This window comes from Paractinoplanes hotanensis (assembly GCF_023717965.1).
Classification (GTDB): Bacteria; Actinomycetota; Actinomycetes; order Mycobacteriales; family Micromonosporaceae; genus Actinoplanes; species Actinoplanes polyasparticus.
In genome coordinates this window covers 38,881-55,515 of record NZ_JAMQOL010000074.1, presented here as the reverse complement: position 1 = coordinate 55,515, position 16,635 = coordinate 38,881, and the positions used below count along the sequence as shown (strand labels likewise).

At 71.3% G+C, this 16,635-nt stretch carries 16 protein-coding genes and 1 pseudogene; 14 read left to right on the top strand and 3 right to left on the bottom strand.

Going from position 1 to position 16,635, the window contains the following annotated elements; translation table 11 throughout:
• Positions 1-649: 649 nt before the first annotated feature.
• The 5 genes from LXN57_RS42720 (at position 650) to LXN57_RS42700 (ending at position 4,814) form a co-directional block, all read left to right on the top strand.
• On the top strand, positions 650-850 hold the full coding sequence (locus tag LXN57_RS42720; RefSeq protein WP_251804019.1) for a winged helix-turn-helix transcriptional regulator: 201 nt from the start codon (positions 650-652) through the stop codon (positions 848-850).
• Between the two features lie 62 nt (positions 851-912).
• Positions 913-2,610, top strand: a complete 1,698-nt coding sequence (locus LXN57_RS42715; RefSeq protein WP_251804018.1) for a peptidase dimerization domain-containing protein — start codon at positions 913-915, stop codon at positions 2,608-2,610.
• A gap of 223 nt (positions 2,611-2,833) precedes the next feature.
• On the top strand, positions 2,834-3,139 hold the full coding sequence (locus LXN57_RS42710; RefSeq protein ID WP_251804017.1) for a putative quinol monooxygenase: 306 nt from the start codon (positions 2,834-2,836) through the stop codon (positions 3,137-3,139).
• 50 nt (positions 3,140-3,189) lie between these two features.
• Complete coding sequence (locus LXN57_RS42705; RefSeq protein WP_251804016.1) at positions 3,190-4,194, top strand: alpha/beta hydrolase; 1,005 nt, start codon at positions 3,190-3,192, stop codon at positions 4,192-4,194.
• A complete protein-coding gene (locus LXN57_RS42700) occupies positions 4,191-4,814 on the top strand; it encodes a class I SAM-dependent methyltransferase (protein WP_251804015.1) in 624 nt (207 codons plus the stop codon). Before LXN57_RS42705 ends, LXN57_RS42700 begins: the two co-directional genes overlap by 4 nt.
• A 94-nt stretch (positions 4,815-4,908) precedes the next feature.
• Here LXN57_RS42700 and LXN57_RS42695 read toward each other — a convergent pair whose 3' ends face one another.
• Complete coding sequence (locus tag LXN57_RS42695) at positions 4,909-5,496, bottom strand: GNAT family N-acetyltransferase (protein ID WP_251804014.1); 588 nt, start codon at positions 5,494-5,496, stop codon at positions 4,909-4,911.
• A 314-nt stretch (positions 5,497-5,810) separates the two neighbouring features.
• On the opposite strand from LXN57_RS42695, the pseudogene LXN57_RS42690 reads away from it, so the two are divergent.
• The 3 genes and pseudogenes from LXN57_RS42690 to LXN57_RS42680 all read left to right on the top strand — a co-directional run.
• A pseudogene (locus tag LXN57_RS42690) lies at positions 5,811-6,287 on the top strand (sulfurtransferase); the annotation flags it as partial.
• Between the two features lie 184 nt (positions 6,288-6,471).
• Complete coding sequence (locus LXN57_RS42685) at positions 6,472-7,203, top strand: SAM-dependent methyltransferase (RefSeq protein ID WP_251804013.1); 732 nt, start codon at positions 6,472-6,474, stop codon at positions 7,201-7,203.
• An 82-nt stretch (positions 7,204-7,285) separates the two neighbouring features.
• Positions 7,286-9,784, top strand: coding sequence for a S8 family serine peptidase (locus LXN57_RS42680; protein ID WP_251804012.1), 2,499 nt, complete (start codon positions 7,286-7,288; stop codon positions 9,782-9,784).
• Between the two features lie 85 nt (positions 9,785-9,869).
• Here the strand turns inward: LXN57_RS42680 and LXN57_RS42675 are convergent, their stop codons facing one another.
• Together LXN57_RS42675 and LXN57_RS42670 are read right to left on the bottom strand one after the other, a co-directional pair.
• Positions 9,870-10,658, bottom strand: coding sequence for a hypothetical protein (locus LXN57_RS42675; protein WP_251804011.1), 789 nt, complete (start codon positions 10,656-10,658; stop codon positions 9,870-9,872).
• Positions 10,655-11,185, bottom strand: a complete 531-nt coding sequence (locus tag LXN57_RS42670; RefSeq protein WP_251804010.1) for a SigE family RNA polymerase sigma factor — start codon at positions 11,183-11,185, stop codon at positions 10,655-10,657. Before LXN57_RS42670 ends, LXN57_RS42675 begins: the two co-directional genes overlap by 4 nt.
• A gap of 144 nt (positions 11,186-11,329) precedes the next feature.
• Here LXN57_RS42670 and LXN57_RS42665 point away from each other — a divergent pair, with 144 nt between their 5' ends.
• The 6 genes from LXN57_RS42665 to LXN57_RS42640 all read left to right on the top strand — a co-directional run bounded on the left by LXN57_RS42665 (position 11,330) and on the right by LXN57_RS42640 (position 16,587).
• Complete coding sequence (locus LXN57_RS42665; protein WP_251804009.1) at positions 11,330-11,920, top strand: hypothetical protein; 591 nt, start codon at positions 11,330-11,332, stop codon at positions 11,918-11,920.
• Positions 11,917-13,002 carry a peptidoglycan-binding protein gene (locus tag LXN57_RS42660; RefSeq protein WP_251804008.1) on the top strand — a complete coding sequence of 362 codons (1,086 nt, stop codon included), beginning with the start codon at positions 11,917-11,919 and terminating at the stop codon, positions 13,000-13,002. The genes LXN57_RS42665 and LXN57_RS42660 overlap by 4 nt, the downstream gene beginning before the upstream one ends.
• Positions 12,999-13,673: an ABC transporter ATP-binding protein gene (locus LXN57_RS42655; protein ID WP_251804007.1), complete on the top strand. Its 675-nt coding sequence runs from the start codon at positions 12,999-13,001 to the stop codon at positions 13,671-13,673. The genes LXN57_RS42660 and LXN57_RS42655 overlap by 4 nt, the downstream gene beginning before the upstream one ends.
• Positions 13,667-14,869: an ABC transporter permease gene (locus LXN57_RS42650; RefSeq protein WP_251804006.1), complete on the top strand. Its 1,203-nt coding sequence runs from the start codon at positions 13,667-13,669 to the stop codon at positions 14,867-14,869. The genes LXN57_RS42655 and LXN57_RS42650 overlap by 7 nt, the downstream gene beginning before the upstream one ends.
• A 153-nt stretch (positions 14,870-15,022) precedes the next feature.
• Positions 15,023-15,181, top strand: coding sequence for a hypothetical protein (locus tag LXN57_RS42645; protein WP_251804005.1), 159 nt, complete (start codon positions 15,023-15,025; stop codon positions 15,179-15,181).
• Between the two features lie 326 nt (positions 15,182-15,507).
• Positions 15,508-16,587: a LysM peptidoglycan-binding domain-containing protein gene (locus LXN57_RS42640; RefSeq protein ID WP_251804004.1), complete on the top strand. Its 1,080-nt coding sequence runs from the start codon at positions 15,508-15,510 to the stop codon at positions 16,585-16,587.
• Positions 16,588-16,635: the final 48 nt, after the last annotated feature.

Below are 16,635 nucleotides of genomic sequence, written 5' to 3'. Positions count from 1 at the left end.
AGCGCCGACCACCCCCACATACGCTCACCCCCCCCGGAGAAACTCGCCACGGCGCCCGCAGTTCCGATCCCGGCTGCGGCCATCAAGTTGCAGCAGCGGTGAAGGGACGGAGCATTCTCACGTCTTCAAGAACATGATTCCACGCGCTGCTCGGCGACGTTGAAATGACAGGATTGTCCGACAATGACGACATAGCAGGGTCTAGAAGCGTACGCGAGGATGAGCCCTCCGAGCGGCCGGACGTCGACCGTTCCGGGATCGGCCGACGGCAACCGGCGGCCGCCGACGTCGGGTGCCCGGCCGGATGCACGCCGCAGAAGGATTGCCTCTGCGCCGCCCCGCCCTCCGTCGGGCTGCTCCGTCGCCTGCCGTGGTGATCCCGGTAAGCGTAGGCAGCCCACCGGCGGTTCCGGGGAAGCCCGCACGGAAGCACAACACGAACTGCCCCGGCGGACATCGGACGAAGGCCGGCGTCCGTCACCGGTCGTGACCAAGTGATCCGGTCCGGATCGATCACAGTGGTGGCGGGATTGAATGCCGGCGGTCGACATCCGTCTGCAGCGTTGTGCGGACAATACGAACTGCCCGGGAGCGACAGGGCTCGCCGGCATCTGCCCCGGGAGCCGGCGTCCCGCCGTTGCAGGCGGCTGTGCCGGGGGCACTCTCCCGGCACGAGGGGCGGCGCTACGCCGACATTCAGCGCGACCTTCCGCAGATACCGCCGGTCACGCTCACCCGGTTGCTGCGGGAGCTCGAGGAGCAGGACGTCGTGGTCCGCGTTCATGTCGCCGGGTCTCCGTCCCGTGTCGAGTTCATCGTGTCCGGGCCGGGCCGGTCCGCTCCGGGCTGACCCCACCGTCAGGACCGCGGCGCGCGGCTGAATTCGGCCGATCCGCTTCCGTCTACAAAGGTATGACCATTGAGGGAACGGATCGGCGCCGGGTACTGAAGATGTTCGGGCTGAGCGCCACCGCCACGACGGCGGCGATCGCCGCGGCCGACCCCGTCCTGGCGGCGACACTGGGGTACGACGAACGGGTCGGCTTCGATCCGGTCGGCTACCGGGCGGCGGCGGGGCTGGCCACGTCGACGCCCGCGAAGGAGACCGCGCTGGCCTGGGTCGCGGCGAACTCCGCCGCCCTGACGGGCCTGAGCGACCGGATCTGGGATTTCGCCGAACTGTCGCTGCGCGAGTGGAAGTCGTCGCTGGCCACCGCGGAACTGCTCGGCCGGCACGGGTTCCGGATCAGCTGGGGTGCGGCCGGGCTGCCCGCGGCGTTCGTCGCCACCTACGGCTCCGGCGGCCCGGTGCTGGGCTTCAACGCCGAGTACGACGCTCTGCCCGGACTCTCCCAGCGACGCGGCGTCGGCCAGCACGACCCGCTCGACTATCACTACGACGCGTACGGCCCGACGATCGGATCCGGCCACGGCGACGCCCACAACACGCTGGGCGCGGCATCGGTGGGAGCGGCGATCGCGGTCAGCAAAGCCATCGCCGCCCACGGGCACCGGGCGACCGTCAAGGTCTTCGGCTCGACCGGCGAGGAGCAACTCGTCGGCAAGCCGTACGCGGTGAAGGCCGGTGTCTATGACGGCCTCGACGCCTATCTGGACTGGCATCCGCTCAACGCCACCACGGCGACCTGGAACACCACCAGCGCGCTGATCTCGGCCACGTTCACCTTCCTCGGCGCCGCGGGCCACGGCGGCGCGCCGCTGGGCAACAAGAGCGGCCTGGACGGTGCGCTGATGCTCGCCACCATGGCCGAGTATCTGCGCGAGAAGAACGTCGGCCCGGCCGGGCGCTTCCACTACGCGATCGTCAACGGCGGCGGCGCCCCGAACGTCACCCCCGACACGTGCGCGATCTGGTTCTTCGTCCGCGAGGGCAGCCCGGCCCGCGCCCGGGTGCTCTACGACAAGATCGCCACCGCCGCGCGGGCCGCCGCGGCCGCCAGCCAGACGAGACTGCTGCACAAGTTCCACACCGCGACGTGGAACTCGCTGGGCAACCGGGCCGGCGCCGAACTGGCCCACGACAACATGCGTCAGATCGGTCCGCCGCAGTTCACCGACGCCGATCAGGCCCTGGCCCGGCAACTCCAGGGCGCCCTCGGCAAACCCCAGGTCGGTCTCCCGACAACCGTCGCGCCGCTGAGCCCTCCGGCGTCGGCGTTCCTGGGCGGGCCGTCGACCGACTCGGCCGACGTCAGCTGGCGTACGCCCACGGTCTTCGTCCTGACCGCGGCCTTCCCACCCGGCGTGCCGCACCACAACTGGGCCGTGACGGCGAGCGCCGGCTCGGGGATCGGCCACGCGGCGACCGTCGCCTCCGCCAAGTACCTCGCCGCCACCGCGATCGACCTGATCACCCAGCCCGACCGCCTGGCCGCCCTGAAGGACGAGTTCACCGCGCGGACCGAAGGGGCCGGCTGGGCGAGCCTGATCCCCGACGGCGCCCAGCCGCCGGTCTACGAGCCGCCGGCGAGCTTCCTGACCGCCACCGGGCAGTCCTGGCCTCCGCCCGGCCTCACCTGGCCGGTCGAACGTGTCGTGGCCCACGAACAGCTGGGCACCCTCGGCCCCGACCTCCCCCCGGTGACGTAGGCGGTCGCGACACCGTCTCGCGGCACGGTGCGGCTTCGCGGTCCGGCCCGCTCGTCCGGCTGGACCGCAGTCATCGTTGTTGCGTCGCCGGTGCGAGCCGGCCCGATTTTGCAGCGTCAGATGACTGAGGACGAAGTACCGATCCAGGCTCACAGTTGATCTCGACAAGCGAGGCCGGCCGCCGCGGGGCGAGCGGGCACGTCGACAAGCAAGGAGATCCACCATGACGATCGGCCACGGTTTCCACGCCACGATGACCGCGCAGCCCGGTAGGGGCGGCGAGGTGGTCGACTTCCTCCTCAAGGCGCCGTCGCTGGAGAACGACGACTGCGTCGTCTTCCTGGTCGGCCGCTCGGCCGGTGACCCGGACGTCATCCACGTCACCGAGGGCTGGACCACGACGGAGGCGCACAGCCGGTTCTTCGCCACCGACGCGGCACAGGGTCTGGTCGCGAAGCTCCAGACGCTGCTCGCCGGCGAGTCGGCGTACTCCGACGAGGTGCCGATCGGTGGCAAGGCCGCCTTCTGAAGCCGGCCACCGGATCCGAACCCGTTCCACCATCGCGACAGGAGTACGCCATGGCACTTCCCCATCCACCCTTCGATCCTGAGCTGGGCACGCTCCTCGCGGGCATGCCGCCTGCCGTCGATCTCGACGTGCAGATGCTCGCCCAGATCCGCCCCTTCGCCGTGACGCCGGCCGAAACCGCGCTCGACGGTCGTGCCGTGAACCGCCGGGAGGTCAGCATCATCGGCCCGGACGGCGCGCCGCTGGCACTGTCGATCATCAGCTCCACGGCCTCCGACCGCGGCGCCGCGGTGCCCTGCGTCTACTGGATGCACGGCGGGGGCATGGTGATGGGCGATCGCTACTCGCAGATCGACATCCCGCTGGACTGGCTCGAGACCTTCGGCGCCACCGTGATCTCGGTCGAGTACCGGCTGGCGCCCGAATCCACCGGAACCGGCCTGGTCGAGGACTGCTACCACGGCCTGCGGTGGGTGGCCGAGCACGCCGATGAGCTGGGCATCGATCCGGCCCGCATCGTCGTCGCCGGTGCCAGCGCCGGGGGTGGCCTTGCCGCCGGCGTCGCCCTGATGGCCCGTGACCGCGGCGGCCCGGCGCTGGCCGCCCAGGTGCTGATCTGCCCGATGCTCGACCACCGTAACGACACCGTCTCCAGCCGGCAGTACGCCGGCGGACCGGGCGTCTGGACCCGCGAGATGAACGAGTTCGGCTGGCGGTCGGTGCTGGGGGACACCGACGCCGCCGACGTGCCTGGTTACGTCTCACCCGCGATCGCCGACGACCTGTCCGGTCTGCCGGCCGCTTACATCGACGCGGGCACGTCCGAGGCGTTCCGGGACGAGGACGTCGCCTACGCCGGCCGCATCTGGTCTGTGGGCGGGCAGGCCGAGCTGCATGTCTGGGCCGGCGGCTTCCACGGGTTCGACGCGCTGTTCCCGCAGGCGCGAGTCTCGGCCGAGGCGCGCCGTACCCGCACCGGCTGGCTCGCGCGGGTCCTGAACGCGGCCGGCGCGCAGACGTCGGCGCGCGCCGACGGGCAAGGAGTCAGGGCATGAGAGCCGAGGGACTGACCACGTTCCTGCGCGAGTTTCTCCGCGACCCGTTGACCGTCGCCGCTGTCGCACCCAGCAGCGCGCGGCTGGCCGACCTGATCGGAGCGCCCGTGCCGCACACCGGCGACCCGCTGGTCGTCGAGCTAGGGCCCGGCACCGGGGCGTTCACCGCGGCTGTTCAGAGCCGGCTCGCGGGCCGCGGGCATCACCTGGCCGTCGAGATCAATACCCGGTTCGCGCGGACGCTGGCCGCGAGGTTCCCGGGGGTCGAGGTCGCCGTGGACGACGCTCGCCGGTTGCCTGAGCTGCTCGCCGAGCGCGGCCACCGGCACGCGGACGTCATCGTGAGCGGGCTGCCGTGGGCGGCGTTCTCCGCCGACCAGCAGGATGAGCTGCTGACCGCGGTCACCGGCTCCCTTGCCCCGGACGGCGCGTTCACCACCTTCGCCTACTCGTTCGCCCGGTGGGCTCCGTCCGCCCGCCGGCTGCGCGAGTCCCTCAGCGCCCGCTTCGACGAGGTGGTGATCAGCCGGACGGTCATCGCGAACGCCCCACCGGCCTTCGTCTACTTCTGCCGTCGGCCCCGCGTTCCGGCGCGGCCGCACACCTTGGTCCACACCTGATCCCGCTTCCAGAAGATGCCGAGCGGCGGCGGGGCGAAGCCGCCCGCCGACCGCGCGGCTCACTCGGGGCCAGGAGGTGGACCGTGGCGACGCGTCAGGCCTGCCGCCAAAGTGCCCATTGCGGCGGCCCGGTGGGGAAGCTGAGCTCTTCCGTCACCGTGAATCCGGCCCTTCGGTAGAACGGCAGGGTGCGCGGGTTGGGCGTGTCCAGGTAGATCGGTGAGTCGCACCGGTCGATGCCGTCGGCCAGGAGCCGGGAACCATGTCCCCGTCCTTGTGCCGACCGCCGTGTACCGATGAACTCCAGATACCAGTGATCCTGAGGCGCGCGGGCATGGTGTCCTTCGAGCTCGCTGAGGCGGCGCAGCACCCGAGGCAGGCGGACACCGGCCGAGGCGACGATGCGAGGAGCGGCCCGCAGAAGCGTCGGAACAGGCACTTTCCAGCTGTGCGGCGCGGACCACAGCGCAACCGTGGCGCCGTCCGCGGTCAGGTAGGTGTGTCCACTCGTGATCGCGTGCGCGGCGAGCGCCCCGAAGAGCAGGCGCAGCCGAGCCACCCGCCGGCGATCGGGGTAGAGCCACGAGAAGACCGGATCATCGGCGAACGCCGACGCCAGCACCTCGGCGACCACGTCTCGGTCCGCGAGGGTGGCACGAACGATGGGGGCACCGGCGGGCACGCTGAACTCCTCCACTGTCGGGGTTGAAGGAACTGCTCTCGGGGAGGTGGAAAGGCGAGCGGGGCAGGGCCACGCCGGCCGAGCCGACCTCCCGAGGATGTGACGTGCCGGTTCGCGTCGGCTTCACCGGTGAGCAGCGAATCCACGTGATCGATGTCTCACGGCACACCGTCGTTGCCGCGACGACCCGGCCGTTCAGCCGGTTCTTTGATTTACGTGGGGCGGCGGTTGAAGCCCAGGTCGGCACTTCCGTTGTTCCTGACATGGCCGCAGATGAGCAGACTTTGCTGAATGTTGATGAAGGAGAACGATTGATGGGTCGTGACTCTGCGCTCGTCTCGGCCGTGTGGGCCGAGAAGAACCTGGCCACCCCCGGTGTGGTCTTCGTTGAGATCGACGAGGACACCACCGCTTACGACGGCGGGCACATCCCGGGCGCTGTCAAGATCGGCTGGGAGTGCGACCTGCAGGACCCGGTCCGCGGCGACTTCATCGACCATGAGCAGTTCTCACGGCTATTGTCCCAGCGCGGCATCAGCAATCACGACACCGTGATTCTCTACGGCGACAACGACAACTGGTTCGCGGCGTACACATACGGGTACTTCAAGATGTACGGGCACAGTGACGTCAAACTGCTCGACGGCGGCCGTGAGAAGTGGGAGTCGGACGGGCGGGTGTATACCACGGACGTGCCCCGGCGGGCGAGGACCGATTACACGGCGTCCGCGTTGCACCTGTCCATCCAGGCCTTCCGCGACGAGGTCGTGCTGGCGATCGACGCGCGCAACGGCGCACAGCTGTGACGTCCGGTCCCCTTCGCCAGGCCCATGACGCTCATCCGCCAGGAATTCTTCGGAGGCCCGGAAGGCCCGTGATTCTCCCCACCGCGGGTACCGCGAACCGCGGGCGCCGGACGCCGTCGTTGATTCCAGCGTCCCGTTCAGATCGGGCCCGTCAGCACAGAGGTGCACGATGACCGCGCGACCGAGCGCCACCGGACTACCGATGATCGACGCCGCCCATGACGAGGTCCCGAGCGGCCCCGCGAACACCTCGTGGTTCGCGGGTGTCAGCGCGCGTACCGCGTTCCACGATCGCAGGATCGTGCGCGAGCACCTGATGAGTCCGCAGATCGTCGTCCTGGGCGCCGGGCCGGACGATCGTGCGTTCCGGTTGAACCTGCATGCCGGCACCACGATCTTCGAGGTCGACCGGCCCTCGGTGCTTTTTCACAAGCAGTGGGCGCTCGACCGTTGCTGGGCGGTCCCGCATTGCCGGCGGGTACCGGTTCCGCTGAGTCCGGCCGAACCCGTCGGCCCTGCTCTGTGCGCTGCGGGCTTCGATCGGCTGACGCGCGCCGTCTGGGTGGCCGAAGACCTTCTCGTGCACCTGACCGCCGAGCAGGCGAACCGGCTGCTCGCGGACATCAGCGCACTGAGCGCACCGGGCAGTCACCTCACGGGCGCCTACCGGCGCGGTCACGACGCGACCACCGCCGGGCGACCGGCGGCCCGGAACGATCGGTACGAGGTTGGCCCCTGGCTGACAGCACACGGGTGGTACGCGACGGCGGTGACCGGCGTCGCCTCGCTGCCCGGGACCACCGGCCGGCCGGCGACGAGCGGAGCCGGCACCCCGGTCCAGTTGTTCGACGCGGAGTTCACCGCGCACCTGTCCCCGCACCTGACGCAATGGCAAGGATGAATTCGAGGTCGTCCCGTACGTCTTGACGGAAGAGCAGGCACCGGCGCTTTGCCGGATCTGTTACTTGCGAAGGGGATGAGACGTGGGATTGTCTCTCGGGACCCGCAGATGGCGACGAATTGCTGTTGCCCTGGCTGCGACCGGGCTGCTGGCCGGCACGCCGATGTTCGTTCCGCCGCCGGCGGCCGCAGAGCAACGCGGCGACGACCGGTCGTCGCGGAGCGACGCTTTCTGGGTGGTGCTGCGTGATCGCGCCGATCTGTCCGGGGCCGCGGCGTTGCCGAGCAAGGCAGCCAGGGGCGAGTTCGTGTACAACACCCTCACCCGGCACGCCGACCGTGCTCAGGCCGGGATTCGTGGCCTGCTGGACCGGCGCGGAGCACGGTACGAGTCGTACTGGATCACCAATGCGCTGCTGGTGAGCGGCGACGCTGATCTTCGCGCGGAGCTGCGGTCGCGCCCCGAGGTGGAGCGCATCGAGCCCGAGAGCCGGCCGGTGCAACCGCCGGCGCCCGTTCTCGGCACGCGGGCGCGCTCCGCCGGCAGCACCCCGGCCGAGGCCGCGGTCGAGTGGAACATCGCCCGGGTCGGCGCGGATCGGGTCTGGCGCGAGACCGGTGTGCGTGGCGAGGGCATCGTCGTCGCCGCCATCGACTCCGGCGCCCAGGTGGATCATCCCGCGCTGTCAGCCTCCTACCGCGGCCGATATTCCCACGGAGCGGTCAACCACGACTACCACTTCCTCGATCTCGAGAGCGCCTGCGAGGAAGGATGCGATCGCGGCTTTCACGGCACCCACGTCATGGGTGTGATGGCCGGCCGCCGCGCGGACGGCCCGCAGATCGGCGTGGCTCCGCAGGCCCGGTGGATCGCGGCGGCCGCACTCAGCGAGGACAAGCGGCTCGCGGCCGCACAGTGGATGATCGCACCGACCGACGGCGCCGGCGAGAATCCCCGATTCGATCTGGCGCCGGACGTGGTCAACAACTCCTGGACCTCCGGCGACGAGAACTACTTCTCCGGAGTGGCGCGGGCCTGGATCGCGGCCGGAATCTTCCCGGTGTTCGCCGCCGGTAACTCCGGCGCGGGCGGATCATGCTCGACGACCGCCTGGCCCGCATCCCTGGCCGATGCCTACGCGGTCGGCAACACCACCCGGCAGGACGAGATCTTCGGCGACTCCAGCAGGGGACCGGGACTCAACGGGCTCACCAAACCGGACATCGCCGCGCCGGGCACCGGGATCATGTCGAGTTACGGTCCCACGCAGGACTACTTCGAGCTGACCGGAACGTCGCAAGCCGCTCCGCATGTGGCTGCCGCGGTCGCGCTGCTGTGGTCCGGGGTGCCGGAGTTGCAGGGCGACGTCGCCGCCACCCGGCGGTTGCTGGACGCGTCCGCACGCGACATCGATGACACCTCGTGCGGGGGAACGACGGACGACAACAACGCCGGCGGGGAGGGACTGCTGGACATCCCGGCGCTGATCCGGGCGGCGCCGCGCGGCGGCACGGGCGGCCTCACGGGCACCGTCGCCGGCCCCGCGGGCAACGCGCTGCCGGACGCTCAGCTCGTGCTGTCCGGGCCACGGTCGCGAACGCTGTTCACCGACTCCCAGGGTGCCGCTCGGCTCGACCGGATGGTGCCCGGCACCTACACCTATCGGGCGACGGCATTCGGGCACGAGGACGCCACCGGCACCGTCACCGTTCAGCAGGGCCGGCGGGTCACCCTGGCCGTACGGCTGACGGAGATGCCGTCCGCCACCCTCACCGGCCGGGTCGGCACGGCCGGCGGACCCGACGCCGGAGCGGCCGTAGCCGTCACCGGCACAGCGGCCTCGGCACGCACCGACGCGAGCGGGAACTACCGGCTGCGCGTTCCGCTGGGCACTCACGACCTCACCGTGACACCGTCGCACCACTGCTGGCTGCCGACCCAGGACCGGGTGACCGTCACCGGTGACCAGCGCGTGGACCTCGACCTGACGCCGCTGAAAGACCTGTACGGCTACACCTGCACCCGTCCGGTGTCGGGTTACCGGACGGGAACGACGAAGCTGGACATCTCCGGATCCACCGGCGCCTCGACCGAGGTGACCCTGCCGTTCCCGCTGCCGTTGTACGGACGGGCCACCAACACCGTCTGGATCAGCACCAACGGTGCGGTCGGTTTCGCGGGGCCGCCGGAACTGCTCGCGAACCCACAGTGGCCGCTTCCGGACTACCTCCCGCCGTTCGCGGCCGTGTATGCGTTCTTCTCGCTGCTCGACGTCGACTCGGCCGCGGGTGTCCATCTGACACGTGCCGCGGACGAGGTCGTGGTGGAGTGGCGCAACGTGGCCGTGCTGTCACCCAGGACCAGGGAAGCGGCAGGCCGGTTGTCGGTCAGCCTCACCATGCGCCCGGACGGCTCCTTCACCCTCAACTATCGCGACGTCGGCGCGGGCCCGCTGGCTGCCGGGAAGAACGCCCTGATCGGTGCGGAGAACCACGACGGGACGGACGCCTTCGCGTTCGGCAACCTCGCACCGCTGGTCGAGGGAGGACTCGGCTTGACGATCCGTCCGCCCGCTGAGTGACCGAGCCTCGCTCGGATGGTGCGGTGCCGCCCAGCAACCTGGGCGGCAACGCACGGGCGGCGCGACGTGGCGGCCGGGTCCCGGATCATCGGTGACGTTCACCGGGGACGAGCGCGGTGACCTGTGCGCCCGGGCTGCCTGCGGTCGCGCGCCGGCTGAGGGTCCACTCCTCGAGGACGGTGGCGGACCTGCTGACGTACAGCCGGAGCTTGCCGACCGTGTCCCGGGGCACCGTGAACTGTTCGGCGGACGCCGGCGCCAGGAACGCCACCGGCTGACCGCCGGTGTTGTTGATCCGGACCTGCGGAGCGCCGGGAGCGCTGATGGCGGTGATGGTCGACGATTCTCCCGCGGTGTCGAATGCGACGAACAGTTGCTCCGGCGGCGAACTGAAGCCGGCCGCATCGAGCCGGACCTGCCAGCCGCCCGCGCTCCGGGTCAGCACCGCCAGACGCACCTCACCCGTGTCGGCACGGCCCTCGATCACCGCCATTGCGGAACCGCCGGCGGGTGCTCCGGAGTAGAGCACATGGACCGCGGTGTGCTGGCCCGGCCAGGCGCGCTCGACGAGGCCGGTGTCCAGCCGCTCGGCGCCTGACGTACGGGTCGGCCAGCCGAGCAGCTCACCCCCCGCCGTCCCGGACACGCCGGACGGCGCGGGCCGGGAGCCGAGCACGGCCTGCCCCACGATCGCTCCCGAGCCCACCACCGCGAGCAGCGCCCCCGCCGCAGCCGCCAGCCGGACGCGGCGCCGGCGTCGCGTCGCGCGGCGGCGGATGGCGCCGACCAGGTCGCCGGCCGGGGCGGGCGCGGGACCGGCCAGGTCGGCCAGCCGGTCATGGAGTTCGCGTTCGAAGCCGGCTGAGTCGTTCATGTCCGTCCCCCTTCATCGGACGCGGTTCTGACGTCGGCCATCTGGATGCGTAGATAGCCGCGGAGCGTGCGTAATCCGTCCGCGGTCAGTCGCTTGACGTTGCCGACGCTGCACGACATGGCGGTGGCGGTGGCGTCCTCGGACAGCCCTTCGTAGTGGCGCAGCACCACGGCGGTCCGGGTGCGGGCCGGCAATCGGCGCAGGGCGCGGTACAACTGGTCCCGGTCGTCGACGCGCCGGTGGTCGTCGGCGCCGGCCCGGTCGGGCACCTGGAAGGTGAGCAGCTCACGGACCCGTTGCCGGCGGATCGCGTTGATGTGCAGATTCACCATCGTCCGGCGGACGTAGGCGTCCTCGGCGCCGTCCGCGACCACCCGGGACCAATGCCGGAGGCAGCGCTCCAGGGCCGCCTGTACGAGGTCCTCGGCGGTGTTCCAGTCGCCCGTCATCAGGTAGGCGACCCGCACCAGCGGCCGCCAGCGGGAGGCGACGTACGCCTCGAAATCCGCCCCTGACCCGCGCTTCATCCAGTCCGCCTATCGCTTCGGCACGTGCTCATCCTCCTGATGAACACGGATCGGGCCCATCAGGTTGTGTGATCTGGTCCACACAACGCGGGGAGCGCCGGGCTGGTTTCGTACGGCGAGTCTGTCAACCCCTTGGAGGATGTCATGTCCCGCTCGCCGTCTCCGGTACGGATGGCGTACGCCGTCGGCGCCTCGCTGCTGGCATTGGCCCTGTCCGGCTGCCAGTCGCAGCCGGAGGCGCCCGCCGTCGCCACCGCCGCAAGCGCCGCTCCGGCAGTCAGCGCACCTGCGGACGGGGTCGACTGGACGGCGTACGACACGTACATGCGCGCCTTTGTCAAGTGCCTCAACGACCGCGGCCTCGAGCAGGTGCGCTATCTGGGGCACGACCGTCCCATGGACCAGGAGCTGGCGGGGATGCCCTCCGACGAGGGCACCACCGTCAACCCGGTGGTCACGCAGTGCAGCGAACTGGTCAAGACGGTCGAGCGGCCGGTGCTGGACGCTCCGGAGAAGCCCTCCGAGGAGGACCTGCGCCAGGGCCGGGCATTCGCGGCCTGCATGAGGAAGAACGGGCTGCCGGACTATCCGGACCCGATGGCCGACCCGGCGGCCGCCGACGTGGAGAAGGAGGCAGAGCTCTCGGCGGGGTTGAAGACCAACCCGAAGTTCGCTGCGGCGCAGCGCCAGTGCGCGAAGGAGTTCGACGCCCAGCCCGACGGCCCCAAGGGATGACGCGACGCTGGCGGACCGCCCTCGCGATCGGCGCGGGGGCGGTGGTGATCGCCGCGGCGGCGACGGCTTCCGTCGGCGTCGTCGCGCAGCGCGACGACGCGCCGCCACCGGAGAAGCCACACGTCGGGACGGCCCAGGTGGTGCGGACCACCCTTCAGACGGTGACCACGGCGCAGGGACAGATCGGGTACGGCCGGGGCGAACCCATAACCTCCCGGGCAGCGGGCACGCTGACCTGGCTACCGGCCGCCGGAGCCAAGATCCGGCGCGGGAAGCCGGTGCTGCGCGCCGACAACAAGCCGGTCGTGCTGCTCTACGGTGACCTGCCGATGTACCGGCCGCTGGCGGAGGACACCGAGGGGCCCGACGTGCGGCAGCTCGAAGCCAACCTGCGTAGTCTCGGCTATCTGGGCTTCACCGTCGACGACCGCTACACCGGCGCGACGGCCGCGGCCGTGAAACGGTGGCAGAAGAGCCTTGAGCGGGAGCAGACGGGTCAGGTCGCGCCGGCCGATGTGATCGTGGCGAGCGGCGCCCTGCATGTCGTGAGCCGCACGGCCCGGCCCGGCGCACCGGCCACCGGTGACCTGCTGACCGCCTCGTCGACCGCGCTGCGCGTGACGGCCGAGGTTCCGCAGAGCCGCCCGGAGCTGACCGTTGCGGGCACCCGGGCCTCGCTGCAGATCCCGGGCGGCGACGCCGTGGCGGCGAAGGTCACCGGCCTCACCGCCGCGGCGCCTCCACCGGCCGACCCGGCCGCCGGGGAGGCGGATCCGGCCGTCGCCGAAGGGGCGCAGCCGTCCGCCCGCACCGTCACGGTGCGGTTGGCGCCGGACTCGTCCGCCGGGCTGCGTCCGGGTCCCCTGACGGTACGGTTCGTCACCGACCGGCGGGCCGACGTGCTGGCCGTTCCGGTGCAGGCCCTGCTGGCGCTGGGCGAGGGCGGATTCGGCGTGGAGATCCGCGCCGCAGGCGTTCCCGGCCGCGTGGTCGCCGTGAAGACGGGATTGTTCTCCGGTGGCCTGGTGGAGATCTCCGGACCGGACATCGATGAGGGTCTGACGGTCGGTGTGGCGGAGTGAGCGTCGTCGAACTGGTCGAGGTGACCAAGACCTACGCGGGCGGCGTCCAGGCACTGCGGGGAGTGTCGCTGTCCATCGACCGTGGCGAGGCGACCTCCATCGTCGGCCGGTCCGGCTCGGGCAAGTCCTCCCTGCTCAATCTCATCGGGACGCTCGACCGGCCGTCGAGCGGCCAGGTCCGCATCCAGGGGCATGATCTGACCACGCTCACCGATCGGCGTCTGGCCGCTCTCCGTGCGCTCACCATCGGGTTCGTCTTCCAGCAGTTCCACCTGACCGCCGGGTTGCCCATCCGCGAGGCGGTGGCCGACGGGCTGTTGTACGCCGGGGTCCGGGTGCGGGAACGGCGCCGGCGGGCCGACGCCGCGCTGGAAAGGGTCGGGCTGGCCGAACGCCGGCACCACCGGCCGCACGAGCTGTCCGGCGGCGAACGGCAACGGGCCGCGATCGCCCGCGCGATCGTCGGCGAGCCGCCGCTGGTGCTGGCGGACGAGCCGACCGGCAACCTCGACTCGGCCTCCGGCGCCACCGTGATGAGTCTGCTCGGCGAGCTGCACGCCGCGGGTACCACCGTGGTTGTCATCACCCACGACCGGGAGGTCGCCGACGCGCTGCCCCGGCGGATCGAGATCGCCGATGGCCGGGTCGTGTCCGACGGGAGGCAATGGTGAGTGTTTCGCTCCGGCCCCGGCGCCTGGCGCCGGCCGATGTACTGCGGGTGGGCGGGTCCGGCCTGCGCTCGCGTCGGCTGCGGGTGTTCCTGTCCGCGCTCGGAATCTCCCTGGGCATCGCGGCGATGATCGCCGTCGTCGGGATCTCCAGCTCCAGCCGCGCCGAGCTCGATCGGCAGCTCTCCCTGCTGGGCACGAACCTGCTGACCGCGACACCCGCCCAGGGACGGACCGACGAACCGGTACGCCTGGCCGAAGAGGCGATCCCTCGGGTGGCTCGGGTAGGACCGGTCGAATCGGTCTCCGCCGTCGGCCGGGTGCCCGCCGCCGTCTACCGCAACGAGCGCATCAGCCAGGCGGAGACGGGCAGCATCGCCGTCTACGCGACCCGGACGGACCTGCCGGCGACCGTGGACGCCCGTCCGGCCGTCGGACGGTGGCTCACCGGACCCGCCGAGGATTTCCCCACGGTCGTGCTGGGCTGGGCGGCCGCCCAGCGGCTCGGCATCGACAGCCTCGACGCCCGGCCGCAGGTGGTGATCGGCGACCACCGGTTCGCGGTGCTGGGCATCCTGCGGCCGGTTCCGCTGGCCACCGAGCTCGACAGCGCGGTGTTCGTGGGATGGCCGGCCGCGCGTACCTATCTCGGCTTCGACGGCCACCCCACGATCATCTACACCCGGGCGCAGGAGGATGCCGTGCTCGCCGTCCGCGCGGTGCTGGCCCGCACCGTGGCGCCGGAGGCACCGAACAACGTGCAGGTGTCGCGCCCGTCCGACGCGCTGACCGCCAAGGCGCTGGCGGAGAACGCCTTCACCGGCCTGCTGCTGGGCGTCGGCGCGGTGGCGTTGCTGGTCGGTGGCATCGGCGTGGCCAACACCATGGTGATCTCCGTCCTGGAACGCCGTTCGGAGATCGGATTGCGCCGGTCGCTCGGCGCTACCCGGGGCCAGATCCGGTTGCAGTTCCTCGTGGAATCGCTGCTGCTGTCGGCGCTCGGCGGCGTCGGGGGAGTGCTGATCGGCGTCGCCGTGACCACCGGGTACGCGGCCAACCGCTCGTGGCCGGTGGTGGTGCCGCCGTGGGCCAGCGCGGGGGGCTTCGCCGCCACCCTGATCATCGGGATGATCGCCGGTCTCTATCCCGCCGTACGTGCCGCGCGTCTCCCGCCGACCGAGGCGCTGGCCGGTAGTTGACGCCGACGCGGTGGAAACGGGCGGCCCGCCGGCGCGGTCACATCTGCGCGAGTGAGCCCGCGTACATCGTGTCGATCTGGTCGGCGAAGTTGGTCTCCACGCTGCGCCGCTTGATCTTCATGGACGGGGTGATCTCGCCGGGTGGAGGGCCTGGTGCGGACGCTCCGGCCGGCCACCGAGCGGCGCCGCAAGCATGTCACGCACCTGGGCAGCCTCGGTGCGCACCTCTATGCCGAACCCGGGGACTTCGGCCGCCCCGACTCCTGGTGGTACTCGGGGTACGCCCAGATGACGATGTGCCCTCGGTCGTGAGTCTCGGCGAGCGTCAGTCACTGCGTCTCGGTGGTGGCCGCCGGAGGCGACGACGGAGCCGATCCTCACGCACAAAGAAGCTGCCCCCGTTGAAGGCCAGCGTCTGGCGTACGTCGAACCATACGGGTGAACATGGAGGAGGTGCGGCGGTGGATGGCTGCAGGACGGCCGCATCCGTACGGAGCCGGGCTTGCCGGATCAGCAGGACTACCCTGCCCGGTCGGCTTGCCGGGGTGATAGCGGCGCTGATCGCCTTTTTGCCGGCGACCGCGGCGGCGCTGCCGCCCGGACCCGCGCCGAGGGCGGCATCGAGTTCCGGTCCGGGTGTGCCGGGCGATCCGCGCTATTACGTGGTGGGACCTCCTCGCAACGGCCAGCCCGAATACCTCTACCAGATCGCGGCGCAGACGCTCGGGGACGGCAACCGGTTCCGGGAGATCTTCGAGTTGAACCGGGGGCGTGGCCAGCCCGATGGCGGACGGCTGACCGACCCGCTGGCTTTGCGGCCGGGCTGGATCCTCGAGCTGCCGGCCGGCGCGCGCGGCCCGGGGGTGCGCAGTGGGATTCCCCCGTTTCCCGCCGGGCCGTCCTCGCCGCCGGCGCGCTCGGCGGCCGGGGCGGGCCAGGCTGGTGGTCATGCGCCGTATCTGCTTGGTGCTGCCGGCCTGGTCCTGATGGCGTTGCTGCTCGCGGCCGCGCTGCGTCTGTTGCGTCCGCGGTGGCGAAGCCGGCCCGAGTCGGCGGCCTTCACCACGGTGCCCATCCAGCCCCGATCCGCGGCTCCCGGTCCGTCACCCGCTCCGGTCCCGGTCCTGTTTCCGGCGGCTCCGGCCTTGCCGCGTCATGGGCGGGTGGCCGTCAGCCTGACCAGTCTGGACGATGACGCTGACCTCATCCATGTCCGCTTGCTCGTTCCGGCCGCTGAGGACGCCGCCATTCCGTACGGATGGCTCGATGCCCATGAGGCTCCGGCGGGTCGGCTGCCGCTCATCCTCGGCCGGCAGGGCCCGTGGCGGTTCTGGCTCGATGTTGCCGCCGCGCCTGATCTCTTCACCGTCACCGGTTCGCCGATGGCCGCCCGCCGGCAGACGGTTGGCATCGTGCGCCGGTTGTTGGCGGCCGGTGCGGCCGTGACGGTGGTGGGTGATGTGCTCGGACCGCAGATTCCGCCCGGCTGCCGGCAAATCGACGACCTCCCGGCGGTGGAGGGCTTCGGCCCTTCGAGTGAGCCCGGGGTGATTGTCAGCGGCCCGTTGCGTGACGCGCAGCTGACTGCTGCTCGGGCTCTGACCGGCCGGACCGCCTCCCGGGTGGTGCCGATGCTGGTCGGTGATGTGCTGCGGGCCCGGTGGTCGATGCTGGCCACGGTCGAGGGCGACCGGCCGTCAACTGTCCCTGTGCCGTGACAGCGCAGGCCGGCGGTGGCCTCGGGGCCGATCTGAATTTGTGATCGC